At 66.1% G+C, this 13,647-nt stretch carries 15 protein-coding genes and 1 pseudogene; 10 read left to right on the plus strand and 6 right to left on the minus strand.

Annotated features, from left to right (window positions below; translation table 11 throughout):
* Positions 1–579 (minus strand): annotated as a pseudogene (locus tag AC51BJ_RS15735) (IS5 family transposase); the annotation flags it as partial.
* Between the two features lie 206 nt (positions 580–785).
* On the opposite strand from AC51BJ_RS15735, the gene AC51BJ_RS15740 reads away from it, so the two are divergent.
* The 4 genes from AC51BJ_RS15740 (at position 786) to AC51BJ_RS15755 (ending at position 3,025) form a co-directional block, all read left to right on the plus strand.
* Positions 786–1,514, plus strand: a complete 729-nt coding sequence (locus AC51BJ_RS15740) for a hypothetical protein (protein ID WP_496280848.1) — start codon at positions 786–788, stop codon at positions 1,512–1,514.
* A 158-nt stretch (positions 1,515–1,672) separates the two neighbouring features.
* On the plus strand, positions 1,673–2,041 hold the full coding sequence (locus AC51BJ_RS15745; protein ID WP_496280849.1) for a transposase: 369 nt from the start codon (positions 1,673–1,675) through the stop codon (positions 2,039–2,041).
* On the plus strand, positions 2,020–2,385 hold the full coding sequence (locus AC51BJ_RS15750) for a hypothetical protein (protein WP_496280850.1): 366 nt from the start codon (positions 2,020–2,022) through the stop codon (positions 2,383–2,385). Before AC51BJ_RS15745 ends, AC51BJ_RS15750 begins: the two co-directional genes overlap by 22 nt.
* A gap of 313 nt (positions 2,386–2,698) precedes the next feature.
* Positions 2,699–3,025, plus strand: a complete 327-nt coding sequence (locus tag AC51BJ_RS15755; RefSeq protein WP_496280851.1) for a hypothetical protein — start codon at positions 2,699–2,701, stop codon at positions 3,023–3,025.
* Between the two features lie 134 nt (positions 3,026–3,159).
* On the opposite strand, the gene AC51BJ_RS15760 is transcribed toward AC51BJ_RS15755, so the two are convergent.
* A complete protein-coding gene (locus AC51BJ_RS15760) occupies positions 3,160–4,167 on the minus strand; it encodes an AraC family transcriptional regulator (RefSeq protein WP_496280852.1) in 1,008 nt (335 codons plus the stop codon).
* 214 nt (positions 4,168–4,381) lie between these two features.
* Between AC51BJ_RS15760 and AC51BJ_RS15765 the strand changes: the two genes are divergently transcribed.
* From AC51BJ_RS15765 to AC51BJ_RS15775, 3 genes are all read left to right on the plus strand, one after another.
* Entirely contained in the window at positions 4,382–5,215 is an 834-nt protein-coding gene (locus AC51BJ_RS15765) for a class I SAM-dependent methyltransferase (protein WP_496280853.1), read from the plus strand.
* Positions 5,216–5,705: 490 nt separating this feature from the next.
* Positions 5,706–6,317 (plus strand): DUF502 domain-containing protein, encoded by a 612-nt coding sequence (locus AC51BJ_RS15770; protein ID WP_019918737.1) that lies wholly within the window; start codon positions 5,706–5,708, stop codon positions 6,315–6,317.
* Positions 6,318–6,514: 197 nt separating this feature from the next.
* Complete coding sequence (locus AC51BJ_RS15775) at positions 6,515–7,246, plus strand: hypothetical protein (RefSeq protein ID WP_024300518.1); 732 nt, start codon at positions 6,515–6,517, stop codon at positions 7,244–7,246.
* On the opposite strand, the gene AC51BJ_RS15780 is transcribed toward AC51BJ_RS15775, so the two are convergent.
* The 3 genes from AC51BJ_RS15780 to AC51BJ_RS15790 form a co-directional block, all read right to left on the minus strand.
* Positions 7,239–7,670 (minus strand): hypothetical protein, encoded by a 432-nt coding sequence (locus AC51BJ_RS15780; RefSeq protein ID WP_496280854.1) that lies wholly within the window; start codon positions 7,668–7,670, stop codon positions 7,239–7,241. The two genes, AC51BJ_RS15775 and AC51BJ_RS15780, sit on opposite strands and share 8 nt — an antisense overlap.
* A gap of 100 nt (positions 7,671–7,770) precedes the next feature.
* Positions 7,771–8,967: a DUF1501 domain-containing protein gene (locus AC51BJ_RS15785; protein ID WP_496280855.1), complete on the minus strand. Its 1,197-nt coding sequence runs from the start codon at positions 8,965–8,967 to the stop codon at positions 7,771–7,773.
* 45 nt (positions 8,968–9,012) lie between these two features.
* Entirely contained in the window at positions 9,013–10,833 is a 1,821-nt protein-coding gene (locus tag AC51BJ_RS15790) for a DUF1800 domain-containing protein (RefSeq protein WP_496280856.1), read from the minus strand.
* Positions 10,834–11,008: 175 nt separating this feature from the next.
* On the opposite strand from AC51BJ_RS15790, the gene AC51BJ_RS15795 reads away from it, so the two are divergent.
* The 3 genes from AC51BJ_RS15795 to AC51BJ_RS15805 all read left to right on the plus strand — a co-directional run bounded on the left by AC51BJ_RS15795 (position 11,009) and on the right by AC51BJ_RS15805 (position 12,468).
* Entirely contained in the window at positions 11,009–11,449 is a 441-nt protein-coding gene (locus AC51BJ_RS15795) for a DUF1810 domain-containing protein (RefSeq protein ID WP_496280857.1), read from the plus strand.
* A 12-nt stretch (positions 11,450–11,461) separates the two neighbouring features.
* Positions 11,462–11,926 (plus strand): hypothetical protein, encoded by a 465-nt coding sequence (locus AC51BJ_RS15800; RefSeq protein WP_496280858.1) that lies wholly within the window; start codon positions 11,462–11,464, stop codon positions 11,924–11,926.
* A 68-nt stretch (positions 11,927–11,994) separates the two neighbouring features.
* Positions 11,995–12,468, plus strand: coding sequence for an OsmC family protein (locus AC51BJ_RS15805; protein ID WP_496280859.1), 474 nt, complete (start codon positions 11,995–11,997; stop codon positions 12,466–12,468).
* 19 nt (positions 12,469–12,487) lie between these two features.
* Here the strand turns inward: AC51BJ_RS15805 and AC51BJ_RS15810 are convergent, their stop codons facing one another.
* Positions 12,488–13,459: a catalase family peroxidase gene (locus tag AC51BJ_RS15810; RefSeq protein ID WP_430433574.1), complete on the minus strand. Its 972-nt coding sequence runs from the start codon at positions 13,457–13,459 to the stop codon at positions 12,488–12,490.
* Positions 13,460–13,647: the final 188 nt, after the last annotated feature.

Raw genomic sequence — 13,647 nt, forward strand, 5'->3', positions numbered from 1 at the left:
GTTGTGCTCTGGTGGGTCGCGTTGCTGCGCGTCTTGCCCTTGAAGTCCGCTTCCGGGTTGCGCCCGGCAGGCTTGTCCGGGCCACTGCCGTCCTTGGGAACGAAGCTCTTGTGGCTGGCCCAGGCCTCGATCATCGTGCCATCGACGCTGAAGTGCTCGTCGGACACGAAGCCCTGCCACTCGGCCAGATTCAGTACGCGACGGAAGAACTGGCGAGCCACGTCGGTATCGAGCAGGCGGTCGCGATTGATGCTGAAGACGGTGCGGTCCCACACCGCGTCATCCATGCCCAGGCCAACGAACCAGCGGAACAACAGGTTGTAGTCGAGTTGTTCGACGGAGCTGGCGCTCGCTGCGGATCGTGAACAGGATCTGCACGAGCAGTGCGCGCAGCAGCTGTTCGGGCGGAATCGACGGGCGCCCGGTATGCGAGTAGCGTTGATCGAACAGCGCGCTCATGTTGGCGAGAATGCCGTCGACCAGAGCGCGCAGGGTGCGCAGCGGGTGGTCCTTCGGCACGCCTTGTTCCAGGCTCACGTAGCTGAACATCGACGCCTGGGGATTCTCTTGGCCGCGCATGGGAAATCGGGGAAAGTAGGAAGACGATTCGGGGCAGGAGTCTGCCTCAAAACCCGCGCCCACAGCAGGGCGCGGGGTTTATCACCAGCCTGCTATACCCTCAAGAAGAGATCGACAAAGGCAAAAGATTAATCGACACAGAAACCAACTAAAAAGCAGAAAACCGAAACATATACAACCCAACCGCCTTTAAATCCCAAAATCCCATGCTTCACTCCCTAAGAAAAGCAGTAATCGCCGGCCTAATTTTGGCAAACGGCTATGCATTGGTAAAAATCATGACTCTTGATGCTTATGGCCAATGTTTAGAGCTTGACAATTTCGGACTATGTTTTGATGGATGGCTTGACTTCGAGCAAGCACATCCTCCGTTCAAGAAACTAATTAGCGACCAAGAGATGATGGCGAGATTTCAAGCAAACAGAGCTAGCTTCAACTTGCTTGTCCGCGATGCCCAGCGCACTAAAGATGGCGGAGAAGATGTATGGCCGAAGCAACTTGATGACCCTGCGCTTGCAAAAAGCCTCGGAATAAATTGGATTACACGAAAGAGAGATTATTCAAGCTCAAAGACCATCTGCTTACCTCCAACCGACTCAAACAACAACGTTTGTTCAGAGAGGGTTTTTCAATGGATAGAAATATCATTGATCGCAGACAAAACACGGTTTATAGAAAGAAACCTCTGGCCCTATAGCAACCTTGTGAAATCTTATCTCTTCCTACCAAACCAAAAACCAGCGACCACTCAGATCGATGCTTCGGACGCAAAAAGCCACGATCAAACGAGCGTGAATCGATCCGAAATCGTTTCGTCCCTCGACGAAATGTGGCCCGCCGGGTGGCCAACTGAAATTGATACCCCACCATGCTTGACTCGCCACATTGGGGATGGCTGGGCACTTCAATTATGCAGAAACCAGATCGGAGGGTAACAATGGAAAGCCAGAAATACAAATTTAGAGAGGGAAATAGGGGACAGACCACGTTTTCCCCGCCGTAGGCTGTATTCAAGCTCTCACCTGCGTCCTGATCATGGCGTAAGACACACCGCCCGACCATGCCTTTCGCATTACCTTGCGGAACCAAGGCAATGCCTCGTCGTGCCCGGCTCACTCTACCCGGCGTCCCGCTGCATCTGATCCAGCGCGGTAACAATCGTCAACCCTGCTTCTACGGATCGGACGACTATCGCTTCTACCTGGACTGGCTTGAGGATCACGCGCGACGGCAGGGCTGTCGCATTCATGCCTTCGTGTTGATGACCAATCATGTTCATCTGCTGATGACGGCGAACGAAGCCGGAGCGCCCGGACGGATGATGAAGGCGCTCGGACAGCGTTACGTCCAGTACGTCAATCGCACCTATCGCCGTACTGGCACCTTGTGGGAAGGACGCTTTCGCTCCTGCCCTGTGCAGACCTCGAACTACCGTCTGGCGTGTCAGCGCTCATCGAGCTGAATCCGGTGCGGGCACGCATGGTCGACCAACCGGTCTATTACCGATGGTCCAGTTACGCATGCCATGCACACGGCGTGACGGACACTCTGCTGACGCCTCACCCGCTCTACCTTGCGCTTGGCGACACGACGGAATCGCGGCAAGCCGCGTATCGCGCGCTGTTCAGCGAACCACCCGGACGGGACGTGACCGACACCATCCGTATTGCTACGAATGGAAACTTCGCCCTCGGCAACGACCGCTTTGCCGCCGAGGTAGCCAGCGCGCTCGGGCGGCGCGCCTCCCCCGGAAAGCCGGGACGGCCGGCGCGCAAGGATGCGCCTCCGTCAGGTGAGCTGTTCTGATTGGGATCGGCAGAAATCGTGGTCTGTCCCCGGTTTCCGCGTTTGTCGCATCCCGCATTCCAGCCTATGATCCGCCCCGCCCAAGAACCTCGTTCCCGGGCTTTTCGCACGGCCGCTCTGAGCGACTGAGCGCCGTGCGGGACTGCAGGACCTGACCCCGCGGCACGTTTGCCGGGTCGGCGGCGCGTCGTTCAGCCGCCGCCCGAACCTTCCATCGCGGGGATGCCCGAAAGGCGGCGCTTCCTGCGCACCCTTCGTGTCAGACATAGGGGCTCGAACGTGACGTTCGGGCCCCTGAGAGCAGGAGTTGTCGATGAGCTACAGTTTTCCGGCCGAAAGATTCGCCGTCGCCCGTGATGCATTGATGCAGCCGCACCCGGACGGTCAGCACGCAGCGCTGGAAGCGGCGCTGATCGAGTGTCGTATCGGCCTGCACCGGATGAACCGCTCGAAGCTGGATTCAACCATCCGCTCGCGACTCTTCAGACTCGAAGGCTTCATGGATTCAACGGGATTCTCCGCCGTCGATGGCGACAGCGCCTGGACGGTGCGGCTGAAAGGCCTGTCCGATGAGGAGAGGTCGGAAATTTTCCGCCTGGTCGATGGACTGGCGGACTTCTTCGCCAGCCAGGAAGCGTAGCGACCGCTGTCGGGCGCGCCGCGTCAGGACCGCGCGGTCGGACTGCGGCGGAGAAGCAGGCGCCACGGCTGACAGATCATGTATTCCGCCCGCGCCCGGTTTTCCGTCGTGGGTTCCCTCGCCCGTCTGCTCCGCTACCCCGCCCCGCGCTGCGCGCGGCGCCATGTCGCGGGTGGCTGCCCGGTCAGGCGCTTGAAGGCGCGCGAGAACGCGGCTTCAGAGTCGTAGCCGATCTCCTGCGCGATGGTGGCGACCGAGGCCTGGCTTTCGCGCATAAGGTTGGCGCCGAGCTGCATGCGCCAGTGGGTCAGGTACTGCATGGGCGGCATGCCGACGCGGTCGACGAAGCGCTCGTGCAGCGCAGAGCGAGAGAGGCCGACCTGTCGGCCCAGTTCATCGACCGTCCAGTCCTCCGCCGGGCGCGCGTGCATCAGCGCGATCGCCTTGCCGATATAGCGATCGCGCAGCGCGGCGAGCCAGCCGCTGCCGCCCTCCTCCGGCAAGGCTTCGAGACAGCGGCGTGCCGCATCGACGAACACCATTTCGCTGACGCGTTCCAGCACCGCCGCGCTGCCCGCCCGCCGGTGGCGCGACTCGGCCACTGCCTGTTCGAGCATCGGTGCCACCCAGGCGCCGACGCCGGTCGCTGGCAAGTGCAGCATCGGCGGCAGGGCCTGGATCAGGGGGTTGAAGGGCGTCAGATCGCAGCTGATGAAGCCGCAGACCATCGTGCTGCTGGCCCGGCTCGAGGGCACTTCGGCATCGAGCTCGCACACGCCGTCGTGCAGGGCGATCAGGACCGGTTGGGGGTGGTCGCGCGTCGTGGCGCGCCAGGACTGATCGCCGCCGGCCGCGCGCATGCCGGGCGCGCTGGAGAGCACGTGGGCATCGCCGCGCGGGAACATGACGATGTCGCCCGCCTGCAGCCTGGTCGGCGTCTCGCCCTCCATGCCGACCCAGCCGTTTCCGCGCAGGATCATGTGATAGGCAATCACGTGCTCGGCGCCGGGGCTGAGCGCGTCGGCCAGTTCCGGCGACGGCGGCGTGTCCGCCACCCAGTGATCATCGCAACTCACGTAATAGAAGATCGCGCCGCGCAGACGCACACTCGTGAGCACATCGGACAACGGATCGCCTTGCATGGCCCCTCCCCGGCGGCGTCGCGATCAATAGGCGCGGACACCCGGTCAAGTGATCGCGCGATCGCGGAGCCGCGAGCAAGTTTCGACGACATGCGGTGAATCGCCCGGCAGACCGGATATGAAGAATGGCCCGGTCGTCGCTCACCGCCAATGCGGCCCCGACCGTCGGGCCAAGGCGAGCGCGGCGCGCCCTCAATCCGTTCAGGAGATCGCCATGTCAGCCGTACTTGAAACCCCGAATGCCACGCCCGACTTCGATGCCATCAAACAACGCCAGCATGCCACCTGGGCGAGCGGAGACTATGCCGTCATCGGCAGCACGCTGCAAATCGTCGGCGAAACCCTCGCCGAGGCCGCCGACCTGCGCGCCGGCGAACGGGTGCTCGACGTCGCCGCCGGCAACGGCAACGCGACCCTCGCCGCCGCACGCCGCTTCGCCGAAGTCACCTCGACCGACTACGTCGAGGCGCTGCTCGACAAGGCGCGCATCCGCGCCGCCGCCGACGGCCTGAGCGTGCAGTTCCGCGTCGCCGACGCCGAGCGGCTGCCCTTCGATGACGCGAGCTTCGACGTCGTCATGTCGACCTTCGGCGTCATGTTCACGCCCGATCACGCCACCGCGGCCAGCGAAATGCTGCGCGTGGCGCGCCCCGGCGGCCGCATCGCGCTCGCCAGCTGGACGCCCGGGGGCTTCATCGGGCGCCTGTTCAAGATCATTGGCGCCTACGTGCCGCCGCCGCCGGGCGTGAAGTCACCTTCACTGTGGGGCACCGAGCCGCACATGATCGAACTGTTCGGCCCCCGCGCCGCGCAGCTGAAGTGCGAGCGCCGGCACTTCAACTTCCGCTACCGCTCGGCCGCCCACTGGCTGGAGGTGTTCCGCACCTTCTACGGGCCGATGCACAAGGCCTTCGGCGCCGTCGCGCCGGACGTCCGCCCGGCGCTGGAGCGCGACATCCTCGCCCTGCTGGGCGAACTCAATGTGGGCGGTCCGGATGCGCTGGTGGTGCCGGGCGAGTATCTCGAGGTGGTCATCACCAGGGCGTGACGGGGCGCGATGGAGCCTGGGTTCTTGTGGGAAGGGTCTTCTGATCCCGACTGCGGCGCTCAAGCATGAGGCAGCGCGGGATCACCGGCCCCGTCGCGGTCAGAAGACCGCTCCTACAATGATCGCGCCCGATCCGCGGCATGTGCCCGAGCCGGGGTTCTGTGGAAGGGGTCTTCTGACCCGTCTGCGGTGCCCAAGCATGAGGCAGCGCTGGATCACCGGCTCTGTCGCGGTCAGAAGACGGCTCCTACAGGGACCACGCTCGATCCGCAGCCGGCGCATGAGCCGGGTTTCTGTGGGAGGGGTCTTCTGACCCCGACTGCGGCCTGGATCGAAGCCGGCGGCACACATCCGCCGCGTCGCGGCCAAGGCCGCTCCCACAGGGGTCGCGCCCGATCCGGGGTTGGAAGCCACCCACACGGAGGCGCAGGCCGGCATGCGCCTGCGGCACGCGGTATGCTCCGCACGCCTCCGTTCCGACCTTCCCGCCATGACCAAGCACCGCCTCTACCAGTATTTCTTCCGTGGCCTGATCACCTTCCTGCCGCTGGCGCTGACCGTCTATGTGCTGGTGCTGTTCGTCACCTGGACGGAAAGTCTGGCGATGATGCTGGTGCGGCCGATCACCGGCGACTTCTATCTGCCCGGCCTGGGCATCGCGCTGAGCGCGGTGCTCATCGTGGGCCTGGGCATGCTGGTGTCGCGACCGGAAACCGGCCGCCTGCTGTCGCTGGTGGAACTGCCGTTCACCAATCTTCCGGTGGTGAAGAGCATCTATTCGTCGCTGAAGAATTTCGCCGACTACTTCGCGCCGCATACCGGTGAATCCGCCCAGCAGGTGGTGCTGCTGCGCATGCCCGGCAACGAAATGGGCATCGTCGGCCTGGTGACGCGGCAGTCGATGGGCGGGCTACCGCCCGGGCTGTCGGAGCTGGCAGACCAGGTCGCGGTGTACCTGCCGATGGGCTACATGATCGGCGGCTACACCGTGTTCGTGCCGCGCGCCTGGGTGACGCCGGTCGACATGTCGGTCGAAGAGGCCATGCGCATGGCGCTGATCGCCTACATGACGTCGAACCGGGGCGATCCCGAGGCGCGCTGAACGCCTCGCCGCCTCACCGCCCCGGCCGGCGCGCACTACGCGCATATGCGTATTGCGTCGAAGCGAGCCACCCGACCAGAATGAGCACCGCGCTCCGGAGGCGGCCCCGCGTGATCGTCGGCACGGCCTCCGGCCAGACTGCGTTACGCCTGCGGGCGGTCGCAGGTCGCGGACCGTTCTGACCGGGAGATCACCACATGAAGAGAATCGTCTTGATCGCGTCGTTGCTGCTCGGCGTCGCGGGCGGCACGCCGGCGCTGGCCGCGCCCATCGTTGTAAGCACGCTGTCGTCGTGGGACGGCAGCAGCAGCATCGGCGACTTCGGTTCCTCCGGCTTTTCCGGCTGGGGGCAGTTCCTGGTGGCGCCGACCGGCAGCAACCGCATGCTCGACTTCACCTTCCTGCTCAGCGACGCGCTCAAGGGCAGCAATACGAATGCGATACCGGTCACCTTCACGGCACATCTGGTGCAGTACAACCCCTTCACGCGCTATGTCGTCGGGCCGCTGCTCTATTCGAGCGCACCGGTCACGGTGCCGCTGACCAGCGGCCTGGATTTCGACACCTACACCTTCGACATCGATGCCGAGGTGACGGCCGGCAACACTTACATGATGTTCCTGTTCGCGAACAACTATGAACTGCGCATTCCGGACGATTCGCGCCTGCGCCTCGCCACCGCGAATACGGATCTGGGCGGCGGCGCCTATAACATCCCTTGGGATGCCGACAGCGATCTCGACGGGCTGCTGTCGGGTCAGTGGCGATTCACGGCCGGGCAGGATCTCGCCTTCGCGGCAACCTTCGACTTCCGGCCGGTCAACGAAGTACCCGAACCTCCCGCCTTGCTCCTGACAGCCGGCGCTGCGCTGGCCGTGCTGCGGGCGACGCGCCGCCGGGACGGCGCCGTGCGCCATCGCCTCAATTGAGGAAAGTCCGGCTGACGCGCGTCAGGTCAAGTTCGCCGCGCTGCAGCCGGTGGGTGGCGATGTCGATATCGTTCACCACCCAGGTTTCGCGACCACGGGCGATCAGGTAAATCACCAGCACATCGCGTGCACCGGCGTCAGGCGGCGCCGGCACATCGACCAGCTCGCCGAGCCGCATCATGCGGCTCAGGCCGATCGCGTCGACGTCCGGGCGCGCGGCATTGGCCTGCACGAAACGTTGCAGCGTGGCCTGATCGAGGCCGGCCAGGTCGACCAGCGCGGCATCGTCGATGCGGTCCGCGGCCGCCATGCGCATCAACAGCCCGGTCGGGCGCAGCGGACCGCCACAGGCGAGCATGGCGTCGGCATGGTCTTGCGCGGCATTCAGCACGGCGCGGAAATAGGCATGTTCCCATGGCGGCATGGTCATCTCCTCCGGCCCTCGCTCCGTTGCGAGCGCCCCTTCTGACGCGAGACCGCCTCCGGCGTCTTGTCACGACGCGCCGCGATGACGACCGCCGCCGTCACCCGAATACCGGCAGCGGCGCGAAGCGGCCCTTCAGCACCTTGTCGGCCGCGCCCAGCTTGAGCCAGCCATCGATGGCGCTGGCGTACACCGAACGGAAGTCGGTGGTGTGGACCAGGTTGTCGCCCGCGTCCAGCGCGCCGAGGTCTGACGGCGTGCCGTAGTGGCCGCCCTTCACCTGTTTGCCGGCGAAGAACATGACGTTGGCGGTGCCGTGGTCGGTACCCAGGCTGGTGTTCTCCGGCACGCGGCGGCCGAATTCGGAGAAGATGAGCAGGCTCACGCGGTCGGCCTGACCCAGGCGTTCCATGTCGCGCAGGAAACCGCTGATCGCGTCCGAGGTATAGGTGAGCAGACGCTGGTGCAGATCGGCCTGTTGCACGTGGGTATCGAAGGCGTTGTTGCGGTAGCCGACGTAGTACAGGCGCGTCGGCAGGCCGGCGGCGATACAGGCGGCCACCTTGGGCAGACCCAGCGGCGCGATGCCGTAATCCTGATTGGTCGAGTACTTCGACCACGCCTCGCGCACCGCCAGCGACGATTCGCGCGCGCTGACCGCGACCTGCTCCAGGAAGCGGCGCGACGGGTTGTCGGTGCTCGCGACGTTCACGTCGTCGAGCAGCGCGCGCGTCGGGTGCAGCGCGCTGCGCATGAAACGCTCCGGCTCGTCGAACACCACCGGCGTATGGATGCGGCTGCGCACCGCCAGCGACTGCGTGGCGTCGATGTTGAGCAGATAGTTGGGCACCGGCGCCGGCGACATGGTGTCGGCCAGCCGACCGACCCAGCCGTAGTCGTCGCCGCTGTTCGGCGCGGCGGTGTGCAGGTAGGCCATCGAGGTGAAGTGCGAGAACGACGGGTTGTCGTATCCGCAGCCATGCACGATGGCGAGCTGGCCGTCCTTCCACAGCCGCTCGAAGCCGGCCATGCCCGGGTTGAGGCCGAAGCGCTCGTCGAGCTTGCGCAGCTTGTCCGGGCGGATGCCGATGTTCGGCCGCAGCCGGTAGTAGCGGTCGTCCGCGTAAGGTACGACGGTGTTCAGGCCGTCGTTGCCGCCGGACATTTCGAAGACGACGAGGATGCGGTCCTCCGCTTCGGCGGCGGCAGCCGCGCGCGCGATGGTGCCGAACACGCCGGGAACCATGAGCCCGGCGGTGGCCTTCAGGATGCTGCGGCGCTTGTGATCGATGTTCATATGCGTTCTCCGGCGAAGCGGCAGGGCACCCGCCCTGCCCTCGCCTCAACCCAGTTGATATTCCGGACGGCTCAGCAGCACGTGCAGCAGCAGGCGCAGCGGATCTTCGGCGTAGCTGGCCGCGGCCGGCAGGTCGCGCGTACCCAGCTCCTTTTCGAGGAAGGCGGCGAGCTTGTCCCGCGTGGCGCCGTCGAGCTGCACCGACAGGAAGCGGCCTTCCAGATAGGTGACGACCTCTTCGGGCGTGCGACAGCCAGCCTTCAGCACCATGCCGGTCAGGTCGAGCCGCGCCACCGTGCGCGGGATGGGCTTCACCCGCTCGACCGCCATCTGCCAGCCGCGGTAGCTGCCGTAACGGGTGTTGAAATCCTCGTCGCGGTCGCCGTTCATGCTCGACATCGCCATCATGTCGACGCCGCCGTCGGCGCCACCGGGTTTGGTCGCGGTGCTCAGATCGAGGCCGCTGCGCACGCGCTCGTGGATGTTGCGGATTTCGTAGCCCGCCTGCGCGCCGGGGTAGCGGTCGCCCGGGATGTAGTTGATGTCGGGCAGCGCGACGTCGAGCGCGAAATTGCCGCGCTCCAGCAGCAGCCCCGGCGTGATCCAGCTGCGGCCCTGCGCCCAGCCGGCCACGGTCGGCGGGTGCATCAGGCGCTGGCCCAAAGCGGTGGTGGTTTCGTTGAAGTCAGGCACGCCCGGCACTTCGGTCAGGCCCAGCTTGCGGTAGGTGGACACCACCAGTTCGACCGGCCCCTTGATGCGCGTCGCCACCGATTCCGGCGCATGGAAATCGCGCGACATGAACAGCATTTCGAGAAAGGCGGCGACGTCATAATTGACCGCCTTCAGCCGCCGGCCCAGTTCTTCGGCCAGCGCCGGATCGACGTCCTCGCGCACGAAGTGGCGATACAGCTTGCTGGCGAGATAGCGCGGCGTGGCCGGCTGGTCGAGGATGATGTCGATCACCTGCACGCCGTCGTAGTTGCCGCGCCGGCCCAGCACATCCTTCGGCCCGCCGTCGTGCTTGGCGGTGTCGATGTGGAAAGCGACGCCCTGGTAGTTCCAGCCGGTGAAAGCGCGCGCCGCCTCGCGGATGTCGTGCTCGCTGTAGTGGCCGACGCCCATCGTGAACAACTCCATGATTTCGCGCGCGAAGTTCTCGTTCGGCGCGCCCTTCACGTTCACTGCGGCATCGAGGAAGGACAGCATGGCCGGGTCCTGCGCGACACCTATCATCAGCGTGCGGAAGTCGCCCAGACCCTTCTGCTGGAACAGTTCGAGCTGGTTCAGCATCTTGCGGTAGTCGCGCACCTTGTCTTCGTTGGTGGCGAAGTGACCGTGCCAGAACAGCGCCATCCTCTCCTGCAGCGGACGCGGCGACGTGAGCATGCGGTTCGCCCACCAGTAGGCGACGCGGTCGGTTTCGAGCTTGCTGGCGCGCAACCAATAGAAGAACTTGTTCACCACCGGCTGCATGCGGCGGTTGCCGCCGGCCTTCACAGTGACGCCCAGCGCTTCGCCGCTGTCGCGCGCGAGATCGGTGGTGGCCGGACGGCTTGCCGGAAAGGGGTCCAGCCCCGCCTCGAACACGCCCGAATGATCGAAGGGCGGCAGCTCGGCCGCCGGCGCGCCCTCGAAATACACGAGCCGACGCACCGCCTGGGCCGGCGTCAGCCGGGCGAAGGCGTCGACCTCGGCCGGCGTGCCGCCGAAGCCGGCGCGTTCGAGCAGGTGTGCGGCGCGGGCACGGTTCCAGTCGGCCGCGGCAATCGGGGCCAGGTCGCCGGCCCACGGCGAAGCCGCGAACGTGACTGCGCTGAACACTGCGCCGGCGAAAGCCAGCGCAACAGGGGCGATACGGACCATGAGGGCACATCCGGGATGAACAGGCGTGCAGCGTAGAGCCGCCGGGCACGGTCGCTCCAGTGCAAATCACCCTCCGCCCGCTAGGGATTTTCTGGAGTCACGCACCGCCGCACCCTCACCCCGGGACCTGGCCGGCATGTCATGCTGCCGTTACTCCTCGACCGGAACCGCCGACATGCCTTCCGCCCCGACCGATCCGCTCGACCGTTTCGTGCAGGCCCAGGCACGCGACTACGCGCAGGCGCTGCAGGAACTGAAGGACGGCCGCAAGCGCACGCACTGGATCTGGTATGTGCTGCCGCAGCTGCGCGCCCTCGGCCGCAGCCAGATGGCGCGCGAATATGGCATCGCCGACCGCAGCGAAGCGGCCGCCTACATCGCGCACCCGCTGCTGGGCGCGCGACTGGTCGAATGCGTCAACGCCCTCCTCGCCCACGCCGGGCGTCGCCCGGACGACATCCTCGGCGAAGTCGATGCGCTGAAGTTCCGCTCCTGCCTGACCCTGTTTGCCGAAGTGGCGCCGGACCAGCCCTGCTTCCGCGCTGCGCTGGCGACTTTCTACGACGGGCAGCCGGACGGCGAAACGCTGCGGCTGCTTGGCCAGCGCCGCAGCTGAGTGCACCCGGCGATGCGATTCCGCCGCTTCGTTCTGCTGACACTGACCCTCGCATTGCACGGTTGCGTCGCACTGACCCGCGGTATCGTGCCGGTCGACGGTGCCGACCTGGCGGACACCGGCGCAGTGCGCCTGGACATCGATACCGACCACCCCGTGCTGCTGCGCGCGGTCGACGAGAAGCCGCTGCCGGGGGTGCAGGTGTCCAGCCGCGCCCGCGCCTTCAGCTATGTGCTGCATCCCGGCGAGCACTTGCTGTGGCTCAGTGACGTGCCCTATGGCTTCCCCTTCCTTCCGCAGCACCTGAAGTGCTACCTGATGCACGCCGACCTGACCGCCGGCGCCCGCTACCTGCTGCGGATGGACGGTGCGCCGCGACGCCCGGTGCTGATCGACGCGATGCAGCACGACACGGTCGCCGAAGGGGTACTGGTGGACGCGCCGCTGATCTACGAGCGCGGCTGCCGCTGGCAGTGAGCGCGCCGCACTTGCACGCCGTGGCCGATGAACGCACGCTTGTTGCACGACCATCGTCCGCCGCAGCCATGTCACTTCACACCGCCGAAATCCTCTGGACCCGCGGGGACCAGCCCTTCATCGACAAGCGTTACAGCCGCCGCCACCTGATCCGCTTCGATGGCGGCATCGAGGTGGCCGGTTCGTCGTCGCCGCATGTGGTGCCCCTGCCTTATTCCGCGGCGGACGCGGTCGATCCGGAAGAGGCTTTCGTCGCCGCGCTGGCGGCCTGCCACATGCTCACCTTCCTGCAACTGGCGGCGCTCAAACGGCTGGTCGTGGATCGTTACGAGGACGCGGCCGAGGGCGAACTTGCGCGCAACGCCGACGGCAAGATGTACATCGCGCGGGTGACGCTGCGGCCGTCGGTGCACTTCGGCGGAGAGGGCGCACCGACGGCTGTCGAGCTGACGGCGCTGCACCACGCGGCGCACGAGCAGTGCTTCATCGCCAACTCGGTGCTGACCGAGGTGCGCTGCGAACCTCGCCTGTCGACTGAATGAACGTGCGGCAGCTGACGGTTCAGCGCCCGCCGAGACGCTTGCCAAAGGAGATGGCGTAGGCCGGCGAGCGCATCTTCAGGATCGGATCATCGCCGGGACGAATTCCTTCGCTCAGCACGTTCGGGTCGAAGTTGAGAGCGGTGCACGCGTCGCCCCCGACAGCCGTAACCGACAGCGTGCCCGCCACCAGCTCGGTGCGACCCTCCGGCCAGGCAAGTGAGGGGTCGGACTCGCTGTCGCCCGGCTGTCCGAGCGTGACGATCCAGTCGAACAGGACCGGACCGCGAGCCACCCGCTCGCCCAGCCGGGCGGCGAGGAAGTCGCGCGGGGCGGCGCCGCGCTCGTCATCGGTGAGGCCGCGCACGCCGTCGCGCGGCTGAAGACGCCAGCGCACCGCGCGCTCGCCATCTGCCGTCGCGAAATGGAAGGTATGCAGTCCGAAATACTGCGCGCTGGCGTAGCTCCACGGAGGCGGGTTCTGCTGCAGCCAGCGGAACTGCGGCAGCGTGTCCGGATGCGCAGCGCGGTAGGCGGCCACCCGGTCGGGATCGGGCCGGCCGTCCGGGCCGGGCAGCGAGGCGCGCAGCAGGCCGAGGAAGCTCTCCGGCGTGGCCGCACCGAACACCGGTGTGCTCAGCGTGGCGATGTTATGCACGCGGCCGTCGCCGAGCTCGAACTGCGCGGCCAGCCCGCGTGGCGAGCGTGCGTTGTCGGCGACCGCCGGGTCGCCGCCGGCCATCGAGAAGCGGATCTGCGCGGGCCAGCGCGTACCCGAGAACAGCGGCGCACTGAACATCCGGGCGGCTTCGGCGCTGCCGGTGAAGCTGCCGATCGCACAGACACCCTTGGCGTGGCCCTTGCGCTCGCCCCTGTGCTCGCCGAACAGGCCCTGGAACACCTCGATGAAATCTCCGGCCTGCGCCGGCCTGTCCTCGGCCCTCAAGGGCGTGGCTGCGGCGGCGGCCAGCATGAGCAGGATGCGCCAATACATGAATGACTCCCCAAACTGCGGCGACTGGAACGCGCCGCGACGCGGGACAGACCGCATGTACAGCCACCGGTTCGCCCGGACGGCCGGCGCCGGCACGGCTCGCCGGACTGATACAGGTCAAATGTCCGCAGAAACGCCGTCCGATCGACACAAGTTTGCGCAAAACAGGTCGTTAAACCGGGGGTTGA

The organism is Methyloversatilis sp. S146-33 (assembly GCF_059552495.1).